The following is a 10,122-nucleotide window of genomic DNA, read 5'->3' as shown; positions in this document are numbered from 1 at the left end:
TAGAGCAGACGGCTCATAACCGTCCGGTCGTTGGTTCGAGTCCAACATGATTCATTGTAAATAAAAAAGCGCATATCCCCTACTCCGCTAAAAGTTAGGATATGCGTTCCCCCCAGGATTACTCCCGTTTGATTATTATATCAGACCTGAGTATGTCTTTAAACTACTCAATTTTTAAAACGGAAGGTTAGGTTTAATTTAACATGCCAAGAAAAAGAGGAAAAATATGGCAAGCTCGTATCAACTATACAACACCAAGTGGAGAACATAGACAGGAGGATAAGAGTGGTTTTAAAACAAAATCAGCTGCTGTTGCATATGAAGCGCAACGTCGAACTGAAATTATTGAAGGTAAAATAGATAATGATCATATATTATTTACTGATTACTATGATAAATGGTTAGAAACACATCTCAATCAAAATCTAAAGACACAAACAATTAGCAATCACTTGAGTACACAAAAGATAATTAAAGACTATTTTCAAAATATATACTTAGATGAGCTTACAAGAAAAGATATTCAAAATTTTGTTAACACCTTTTCTAAAGATCATAAAGCCAGCACTACGAAACAAACATTAATTAGATTATCTATGCCACTTAAAGAGGCATTTAATGATGGCCTGATTAAAAAAAATCCTACTAGTGATATTAAAATTCCAAAGGACTTAGAAGTTAATCAACCCCTCAATTATTTAGAGACTGACGACATGAATAACTTACTAGCCTTCATAGAAGAAAATGACATTACTCCTCAAACATTTTCGATATATATTGCATTGCTCTCAGGAATGCGATTAGGTGAAATTTTAGCTTTAACTTACGACGATATTGATACAGTAAACAAAAGTATTTCCATTACCAAAAATAAAACTAATCAATACCCTTTTGAATATGTAACTCCTAAAACACAATCTTCAATCAGAACTATTTCTATGCCTGATAAGTTTTTCATTCAATTAGATAGATATAGAGAGCAATATCCTTATACAGATTTACATTTTCTTGGAGATAATCACGAACAAAATTACTATACCAGAGTACTAAAATTAATACTAAAAGAAATTAATGCTAAGCCTATCACTTTCCACGGTTTACGACACACACATGCAAGTTATCTAATTAATAATGGAATTGATGTAGCTTACGTTAGTGATAGACTGGGTCATAGTAATGTTGGAATTACACAAAAAACGTATTTTCATCTTTTAGATGATAAACGTAAATCTGAACAAGAGAAAGCACTAGATCTTTTTTAAATGGGAGTAAAATCCATGACCAAATTTGACCAGATTTTGACCAGAAACTTTTTAAATGACCAGATTTTGACCAGATTTTTCACAACTTTTTACAACTAAATACCACTAATAACAACTACCAAAAGCAAAAGAAAAACGCTGATATAACGGCGTTTATACCGTCATACCAGCGTTTATAAGAAAGTATGATTACTTCAGACCATACTTCTTGTTGAACTTGTCCACAGCACCATCTGCAGTAGTAAACTTTTGCTTACCAGTGTAGAAAGGATGTGAGTCTGATGTGATTTCAACACGAATCATTGGGTAAGTAGCACCCTCATATTCGATTGTTTCATCAGATGTACGAGTTGAACCAGTTAATAGCTTGTAACCAGTAGTTGAGTCAACGAATACCACTTGGTGGTATTCTGGATGAATATTAGCTTTCATTATAACTTTCTCCTTATCGCCCTATCACACTTGTGATAGAGTCAGTTTGTTGTTTAACTTGACTGAATTATAATACCATATTTTGCAAATAATTGGTAGTCCAAAAGACCAAATCATTCATAAAAAATGTTATTTTTCGTCTTCATCGCCTGCGTTCAAGACTGCCATAAAGGCTTCTTGTGGTACTTCAACCGCTCCCACAGACTTCATACGTTTCTTACCACGCTTTTGCTTATCCAATAGCTTTGCTCGACGATCAGGATCACCTGTATGAATCTTTGAAGTAACATCCTTACGATATGCTTTAACAGTTGAACGTGCAATAATCTTTGACCCAATTGCGGCTTGAATTGGCACTTCAAAGTTACGGCGTGGAATGATTTCCTTTAATTTGGCAGTAATCACACGTGCACGTGATTGTGCAAAGTCAGTATGCACAATGAAGCTCAATGCATCGACCTTATCCCCATTTAGCAAAATGTCTACCTTCACCAAATTAGATGCACGGTAACCATCCATATCATAGTCTAATGAAGCATAACCACGCGTAGATGACTTCAACTTATCAAAGAAATCAAAAATAATTTCAGATAAGGGAATGTAGTACTTGACGTTAACACGTTGCTTGTCCAGATACTCCATCGTCTCGAATTCACCACGTTTACCTTGTGCTAATTCCATCACGGTACCAACATATTCCTCTGGCACCATAATTTGCGCTAAGACATATGGTTCTTCAATCGATTTAATTTCAGATGCGTCTGGTAAATCAGCCGGGTTAGAGACTTCAACCATTTCCCCATCAGTCGTATACGCATGATACGTTACAGATGGTGCGGTTGTAATCAAATCCAAATCAAATTCACGTTCCAAACGCTCTTGAATAACATCCATGTGCAAAAGACCCAAGAAACCAGTACGGAACCCGAATCCAAGCGCTTGCGATGTTTCTGGCTCAAATTCAAGAGATGCGTCATTTAATTGCAACTTTTCAAGCGCTTCACGAAGATCGTTGTAACGTGCATTATCAGTTGGGTATAATCCTGAATAAACCATCGGTGTCATTGGTTGATAACCAGGCAATGCTTCAGGAGCTGGATTATCAACATTTGTGATTGTATCACCAGGACGCGCATCACGAATACTCTTAATTGAAGCAGCAACATACCCAATATCTCCGGCCATTAAGTACTCGCGCTTAATAGGGTTCGGAGAATGAATTCCAACTTCAGTCACTTCATATTCGGCTCCAGAATTCATAAAGCGAATCTTATCACCCGGCTTCATAATTCCCTCTCGAACACGAATCGTCAAAATAACACCCTTATATGAGTCATATGTTGAATCAAAAATCAAAGCTTGTAAAGGCGCTTCTAAATCACCAGTTGGTGCTGGTAATTTTGTAACAATTTGCTCCAATAGTTCAGGAATTCCAACGCCTTCTTTAGCAGATGCCATCACAGCTTCTGACGCATCCAAACCAATATCTTCTTCGATTTCATCTTGAACGCGTTCTGGATCAGCGGCAGGCAAATCAATTTTATTAATAACTGGAATGATTTCCAAATCATTATCAATCGCCAAATATACATTGGCTAATGTTTGTGCTTCAACACCTTGGGCAGCATCAACTACTAAAATTGCGCCATCAACCGCAGCCAAAGAACGTGAAACTTCGTATGAGAAGTCGACGTGTCCTGGCGTATCAACCAAATGGAAAATATACGTTTCGCCATCTTCAGCTGTATAGTTAACTTCAACTGAATTCATTTTAATCGTGATACCACGTTCACGTTCCAAATCCATTGTGTCTAACAGTTGATTTTGCATATCACGTTCTGTAACCGTATGCGTTGCTTCCAAAATACGATCAGAAATAGTTGATTTACCATGATCAATGTGGGCAACAATACTAAAGTTACGGATATGTGATTGGCGCGCTTGCATTTCTTCTAAATTCATCTAATTGCGCTCCTTTTTTAATTTAAATTATATTTTATCAGTTCTTATCATTATACCGTTGTCCTTGACTGTTTGTCATTCTTTAAGCAAACAAAAAAACGAACGAATCAAAATTGATTCGTTCGTTTTCAATCTTTTTTAAATTACTTATCTGAAATTGAAGCAATTCCAGGTAATTCTTTACCTTCAAGATATTCAAGAGAAGCACCACCACCTGTTGAGATGTGTGTCAATTGATCAGCGATTCCCAATTGTTGAACAGCAGCAGTTGAATCTCCACCACCAACGATTGTAGTTGCGCCGTTATCCTTAGTAACCTTAGCTAATTCTTCACCGATAGCCAATGTTCCCTTAGCAAAGTTAGGCATTTCGAATACACCCATAGGTCCATTCCAAACAACTGTTTGTGCATCAGCCAAAACTGACTTGAACAATTCAACAGACTTAGGTCCAATATCAAGACCCATGTAACCGTCCTTAATATCACCTTCGGCAACATAAGTATCAGCATCATTGTCAAACTTATCAGCAGCAATTGAATCAACAGGCAAAACTAGCTTATCACCAGATTCTTCAATCAACTTCTTAGCAAGTTCAACCTTGTCAGCTTCATATAATGAGTTTCCGATTTCGTGACCCTTAGCTGCATCAAAAGTATAGGCCATTCCACCACCAACAATAACCTTGTCAGCCTTTTGCAACAAGTTTTGAATAATTTCAATCTTGTCAGAAACCTTAGCACCACCGATAATCGCAACGAATGGGTGCTTAGGGTTATCAACTGCACCACCCAAGAACTTGATTTCCTTTTCCATCAAGAATCCAGCAGCGGCTTGGTCAATGTTAGAAGCAATTCCTACGTTAGAAGCGTGGGCACGGTGAGCAGTTCCAAATGCATCGTTGATGAACATGTCACCAAGTGAAGCCCAGTACTTACCCAATTCAGGATCATTCTTTGATTCGCGCTTTACTTCTTCGCCATTAACGACATCGGCAAAACGTGTGTTTTCAAAGACCAAAACTTGACCGTCATCAAGACCATCAATGGCATCTTCCAATTCCTTACCTTCGATAGCTGGAACAAAAGTAACAGGTTGTCCCAACAAATCAGCCAAACGTTGTGCAACAGGCTTCATTGAAAGCTTTTGCTTGTCATCTTCAGACTTAATACGTCCCAAGTGTGAAAATACAACGGCACGACCACCATTGTCCAATACATACTTGATTGAAGGCAATGCTGCAACAATACGGTTATCATTGGCAACTTCAACTTCACCGTTCTCTTCCTTCAAAGGAACGTTAAAGTCAACACGCATTAGAACCTTCTTACCTTTAACATCCAAGTCTTCAATTGTTAACTTAGCCATAAGAATCTCCTTCTATTTATAAATATATTAAATGTGCTATTCGTAATTATAACATTTCTGATAAAAAACAGGCGATTCAGCTTCCACTAAACCCCCTGTTTTTATCGAACTGAATCGTTAATTAGATTTCAGCCAAGTGCTTCAATGTACGGATCATGTTTGAAGTGAAACCGTATTCATTGTCGTACCAAGCAGCTGTCTTAACCAATTGGTGGTCACCAGCAGTTACGACTTCAGTCAAAGTTGGGTCGAATACAGAACCGTGTGTGTCACCAATAATATCTGATGAAACGATTTCGTCTGCATTGTAACCAAATGAAGGTGTCTCGTACTTCTTAACAGCTTCGTTAACTTCTTCAGCAGTAACCTTCTTATCCAAGATAGTTGTCAATTCAGTGATTGAACCGTCAACAACTTGCACACGTTGAGCATGTCCGTTCAACTTACCCTTCAATTCAGGAACAACCAAACCAATAGCCTTGGCAGCACCAGTTGAATGAGGAATAGTGTTAGCAGCCGCTGTACGGTTGTTACGTGGCTTGCTTCCACGAGGTCCATCCAAGATCATTTGTGTTGAAGTGTAAGCATGAATAGTTGTCATAGTTCCAACTTCAATACCAAATTCCTTGTTAAGAGCATTAGCCAATGGAGCCAATGATTGTGTTGTACATGAACCAGCAGATACAATCTTGTCATCTGAAGTCAAGATATCTTGGTTAACACCGTAAACAACAGTAGGAATATCACCAGCAGGAGCTGAGATCAATACCTTCTTGGCACCAGCATCGATGTGAGCTTGTGACTTTTCCTTTGAAGTGTAGAATCCAGTTGATTCCAAAACAACTTCAACACCGTCGTTTTCTACCCACTTCAAGTCAGCAGCGTTCTTTTCAGCATAAACACGGTACTTCTTACCATCAACGATGATACCGTCTTCGTCAGCTGAAACTTCAGCATCCAAAGTACCATGAGTTGAGTCATACTTTAGCAAGTATGCCAACATTGCAGGGTTAGTCAAGTCGTTGATTGCAACAACTTCGATGTCATCTGCAGCATCCTTCAATTCAAGGATACGACGGAATGCCAAACGACCAATACGGCCAAATCCATTAATACCAATCTTTACAGTCATGATTAATGTTTCCTCCCAGAAATTCACTTCGTAAACTTTTTTACAATCCTTATTATACGACTTTGTTTATAATTTCGCAAACTTTGTCCGGACTTTTTTATCATTTTAAAATCTTGACACAGCAACACATTGAGACGACTTTCATCCTATTTCAAGGCGTTGGAAATATCGTATCTTAGAAATGAATCCGTTGTTTTTTAGGACGTTCAAAACTAGCGTTTTTAATTGTCATTTCAATATTTTTGTATGCGCTTACAACGATTGGTGTTAAGGCTGTCACAAACATTTTAAGCATTACCAAAACACCAATAAAAATGGCAACCCACATTAAAATTCCAAGCATATTAATCAATGGCATTGTTAGCCCTCCTATAAAAATCAGCTTTAACTTAACTACATTACTTAATAAAAGCTCAACCAAAGGTTAAGCAACATCATTAGTATATATTAGGTTAAAATTAATTGCAATAGTTTTAAGCTAACTCACCACTTCGTTGATAATAATTAAGTGTATCTTGTGCAAAATCAAGTGGATATCCAAAGGCTTCGACTAACATCCAAGGTGCTAATGGTTCATCTGGATATTGCGCAATCAATCTTTGAATATCATCAAGACTCGTCATATATGATAGGACGCCTTCACGCGCACTAACTTCATTGTTATGCGCACGTGTCGATTGATAGTCCATAATATCACCCAAATCAGAAATCGCATGAAAATATTCTTCGACTAACGTCTCTGCCTTCTCAAATGTAGACAGCGTACGATCTACAAAAATGTAGACTTTTCCATCCTTAATTGATGTCACGCCAGCAAGTCCAGAATTTTCCTTTAAAGGAATCGTATCTAAAATTGTTGCTGGCATCCCTCGATTTGCTAAATCATCTTCAACGCGTATGAGTAAATCCTCATACCGATTATTTTGCATTGCGATCCTCGTAGTCAGCAATTAAGCCTTCAACATATGCTTTCGCACGATCAACGACACGTTGACGTTCTTCATCTGGTAAACCTGAAATATCAACACCCCAATGCGCAGCCATTAAAGCAGGTTCTTCTGAGTTAGCAGCATTGGCAACTTGGTCAGGATCCTCAACCAACTCTGATTTTGATACGCCAAAATAATCTGCCATCATTTCAATTTTATTAATACGGGGATAAGTTTTACCGTTACACCAATCCGAAATTGTCGCAGTTGATACGCCAATAACTTCAGATAACTTGGCGGCAGTCATCCCATTGCGTTTTAAAAGCCGCTTGATATTTTGGCCCATAATTTCTTTACCTTGAGAGCTTGTCATGTCATCACCTTTTTCATTTATATTAGTTATACTTAATGATAAAGCTAAACTTAATAAAACACAAGGTTTAACCTAACGAAAAGTTAATAATTGCTTTTATAACTTGGCTCGACTATAATTAATTAGTACTTGTTGAACCCGTAGTGTAATGGATATCACGTTAGATTCCGGTTCTGGAGATGAGGGTTCGATTCCCCCCGGGTTCATTTTATATGCGTTGTAAGCATTGATATAAAAGTATTTCGAATATTTTTGTGTCTAATTTGTGCCCAATTCGGTTTCATATCAATAAAAAAAGCCTAGTAAGCAACTCAACTAAGAGATACCAACTAGGCTTTTTTATTTATTTAATTGTTACATATTTAGCTCTAAGCCAAACTGGTTCTCCACCAATCTCTAACTTGACATTTTGTCCTGACTTAGCAAGCACTTTATACTTGCCATTCAACGTAAAGTATTCCATGACGCCGTTATTTCCCAGACCATTTTGATTCTTTAACTTACGACCATAGCGATCTGTTAAAGTAACTGGTTTGATTGGGATATAGTTATTGTAATCTTCTACAGGAATGCTGAAATCTGAATTCGTCGCATACCACTTACCATTGTACTTAACCCACTTATCTAAGACATAAGCACCCTTGAATTGAGCTGTTTGCTTCTTAGCTTTTTTGTGAGCTGGCGGAGTCGTCTTAGGCACTGGGTTACTTGAGGTGTACTTATGCCCCGTTAAGTTAGACCAGTCGCCATATTGGATATTGCGATCTAATCCACCGCCATCTCCATATTGCCACATATCCACTGTTTTAAACCATGGAATTTGTGCAAACTTTTGATTAGCCCAGTCTTGGCCATAGTATTGTGTGTTATTTGCACTTGGGTACATTGCTAACCATAGCTTTGCATCTTTAATGTCTGACCATTCAAACCGACCATTCATTCCAGTTGCCATTTGAAAGTTCATGTAGACATTGACCTTCTTACCCGTTAAGCGATAAAACTCATCCATGAAGCGTTTGGGCTCATCTCCACGAAAATAGTTACCGTCCCAAGCATTTTCTTCAACGTCCACAAATACTGGAATATCCTTGTTACGGGCGTCTTCCGTACCCAAAATATTATAGAATTGACGCGCTTGTTGCTCAGGGCTGAACTGGCTACCAAGGTAGTAATAATAACCGTGTTGGATGCCTTCTCGTTCTGCTTCTACCGATTGGGCTCTTACATATGGATTAATATAATTCCCGCTCGTACCTTCTCCGCCACCTGCTTTAATAATCGTCCCATTGAAGCCGTTAGCTTTATAGTTGATAACACCTTGATGACTTGAAACATCGGTTACAAAACTATCGGCATGAGTCGTCATAGGAAGCAATGTTGCCCCAAACAAAAAAGCCGCCACTAAGACGACCTTGCTTAAATTTTTATTCATTTGTATCTCCTAACTTATCAATTTTTAAATTGTGTTGTTCAATCTTGCTGTCATACTCTTCTTGTATCCACCGCTCAATCCATGGGCCAATAGTTCGCCCTGATAGTTTCCAATTGGCCAAAATACTGTGTAACAGCCAATCACCAATATACAGCCCCGTGCCTACGCTGATAAAGTCAAACATGAGCGGATTGTATCTAAATTGCGGGTGTGTTGGGTCTAGTGGCAAATAGTAAAACAAGATATTCGCCAACCAAAACGTAGCGGGAATTAGGGCCAGAAAGATATTTTTCAAAAAGCCATTAAAGAACCCTCGTGAATTGCGGCGAACGCCATTTGCCTTACGCCAACTTGAGCCCAAGAGTGCATCAATAAAAACGCCGACAGCCAACACAAATGAAATGGTCATGCCATTTGCATAGCTCATTAGCCATTCAAATACTTCACTTGGTGACATCATACCCCCGTTTCTACAGCACTGCTTCCCTTAAGCATTTCATTTGAGTAATCAAACACCTCAGTTTGAAATTCTGTAAATGCGGCCATAAATTCATTTGTATGCGCCATATAAATGGCCATATCACTAATATAGAAATTGACATTTGGCTTTCCATCCGCATCTACTGAACCACTAAATGTGACATATGCTGGTGCCTCTTCATCAACTTTCAAATCTGCGCTAAAACTTGTTGTCTTTTCGATTTTCATGTTTCTACTCCTTTTTGTGTAAATTAAAAGCACCTAATTTTCATCATTATTAGGTGCTTCATTTTGTTGCGCTTCTGTCAGCTTTTTATTCATAATTTTTAAGGCTCGATTCTCTTGTTGTACATCTGATAACTCCTGTAGTACTGCACTATATAATTCTTCTACTGAAACATCCATGATTAGTTCTCCTCCAAAATCGTCTTTAGTTTATTTAAAATAATTGGCTTAGCAGTTTGTAAATTCACAGTATCAATGTCCCCTTTATATGTGACTTTACCGTTGAAGTTAATTTCTTCATCATTATAGTTAAACGAAATTAGAACTTTGTCCTCTTGAATTTTTGAAATATTTCTAACATTGATATTATCCACTAATTTACTCATTTTTCTCCTCCATAATCACGTCCATCTTAAATTTCAGTTCAGCTAGTTCTTCTCTCATATTTGCTAATGCCGGTAACAGAGCGATGGCAACACGGTCATAAGCGATACTAGTAACCTCGCCATCATCATTATGTTCGACCAA

13 protein-coding genes and 1 tRNA gene are annotated in these 10,122 nt (G+C 37.9%); 2 read left to right on the top strand and 12 right to left on the bottom strand.

Going from position 1 to position 10,122, the window contains the following annotated elements; genetic code table 11:
* Positions 1-203 precede the first annotated feature (203 nt).
* Positions 204-1,262: a tyrosine-type recombinase/integrase gene (locus IV67_RS03220; RefSeq protein WP_057787066.1), complete on the top strand. Its 1,059-nt coding sequence runs from the start codon at positions 204-206 to the stop codon at positions 1,260-1,262.
* 189 nt (positions 1,263-1,451) lie between these two features.
* Here IV67_RS03220 and IV67_RS03215 read toward each other — a convergent pair whose 3' ends face one another.
* From IV67_RS03215 to IV67_RS03185, 7 genes are all read right to left on the bottom strand, one after another.
* Entirely contained in the window at positions 1,452-1,694 is a 243-nt protein-coding gene (locus IV67_RS03215; protein ID WP_057787064.1) for a type B 50S ribosomal protein L31, read from the bottom strand.
* Positions 1,695-1,823: 129 nt separating this feature from the next.
* Positions 1,824-3,656, bottom strand: coding sequence for a translation elongation factor 4 (lepA, locus tag IV67_RS03210; protein ID WP_057787062.1), 1,833 nt, complete (start codon positions 3,654-3,656; stop codon positions 1,824-1,826).
* A gap of 143 nt (positions 3,657-3,799) precedes the next feature.
* Positions 3,800-5,023 carry a phosphoglycerate kinase gene (locus IV67_RS03205; protein ID WP_057787060.1) on the bottom strand — a complete coding sequence of 408 codons (1,224 nt, stop codon included), beginning with the start codon at positions 5,021-5,023 and terminating at the stop codon, positions 3,800-3,802.
* A gap of 121 nt (positions 5,024-5,144) precedes the next feature.
* Positions 5,145-6,155 carry a type I glyceraldehyde-3-phosphate dehydrogenase gene (gap, locus tag IV67_RS03200; RefSeq protein WP_057787058.1) on the bottom strand — a complete coding sequence of 337 codons (1,011 nt, stop codon included), beginning with the start codon at positions 6,153-6,155 and terminating at the stop codon, positions 5,145-5,147.
* A gap of 175 nt (positions 6,156-6,330) precedes the next feature.
* Positions 6,331-6,513 (bottom strand): hypothetical protein, encoded by a 183-nt coding sequence (locus tag IV67_RS03195; protein ID WP_057787056.1) that lies wholly within the window; start codon positions 6,511-6,513, stop codon positions 6,331-6,333.
* A gap of 115 nt (positions 6,514-6,628) precedes the next feature.
* Entirely contained in the window at positions 6,629-7,084 is a 456-nt protein-coding gene (locus IV67_RS03190; protein WP_057787054.1) for a hypothetical protein, read from the bottom strand.
* Positions 7,074-7,457: a helix-turn-helix transcriptional regulator gene (locus tag IV67_RS03185; protein ID WP_057787052.1), complete on the bottom strand. Its 384-nt coding sequence runs from the start codon at positions 7,455-7,457 to the stop codon at positions 7,074-7,076. Before IV67_RS03185 ends, IV67_RS03190 begins: the two co-directional genes overlap by 11 nt.
* A gap of 134 nt (positions 7,458-7,591) precedes the next feature.
* On the opposite strand from IV67_RS03185, the gene IV67_RS03180 reads away from it, so the two are divergent.
* A tRNA-Arg gene (locus tag IV67_RS03180) sits at positions 7,592-7,663 on the top strand.
* 137 nt (positions 7,664-7,800) lie between these two features.
* Here the strand turns inward: IV67_RS03180 and IV67_RS03175 are convergent.
* The 5 genes from IV67_RS03175 to IV67_RS03160 are packed head-to-tail and all read right to left on the bottom strand — an operon-like array spanning position 7,801 to position 9,980.
* Positions 7,801-8,889, bottom strand: coding sequence for a glycoside hydrolase family 25 protein (locus IV67_RS03175; RefSeq protein WP_057787050.1), 1,089 nt, complete (start codon positions 8,887-8,889; stop codon positions 7,801-7,803).
* Positions 8,882-9,349, bottom strand: a complete 468-nt coding sequence (locus IV67_RS03170) for a hypothetical protein (protein WP_236698243.1) — start codon at positions 9,347-9,349, stop codon at positions 8,882-8,884. The genes IV67_RS03175 and IV67_RS03170 overlap by 8 nt, the downstream gene beginning before the upstream one ends.
* Positions 9,346-9,597 (bottom strand): hypothetical protein, encoded by a 252-nt coding sequence (locus tag IV67_RS03165; RefSeq protein WP_057787046.1) that lies wholly within the window; start codon positions 9,595-9,597, stop codon positions 9,346-9,348. The genes IV67_RS03170 and IV67_RS03165 overlap by 4 nt, the downstream gene beginning before the upstream one ends.
* Positions 9,598-9,630: 33 nt before the next feature.
* Positions 9,631-9,774 carry a hypothetical protein gene (locus IV67_RS09215; protein ID WP_157050279.1) on the bottom strand — a complete coding sequence of 48 codons (144 nt, stop codon included), beginning with the start codon at positions 9,772-9,774 and terminating at the stop codon, positions 9,631-9,633.
* Positions 9,775-9,776: 2 nt separating this feature from the next.
* The gene (locus tag IV67_RS03160; RefSeq protein ID WP_057787044.1) at positions 9,777-9,980 is read right to left on the bottom strand and encodes a hypothetical protein; all 204 of its coding nucleotides are present in this window, start codon (positions 9,978-9,980) and stop codon (positions 9,777-9,779) included.
* Between the last annotated feature and the right edge of the window lie 142 nt (positions 9,981-10,122).

The sequence above is a fragment of the Weissella minor genome, assembly GCF_001437425.1.
GTDB classification, from domain to species: Bacteria; Bacillota; Bacilli; order Lactobacillales; family Lactobacillaceae; genus Weissella; species Weissella minor.
Note: the sequence above shows the minus strand (reverse complement) of the source record. Positions and strands in the feature narration are given on the sequence as shown.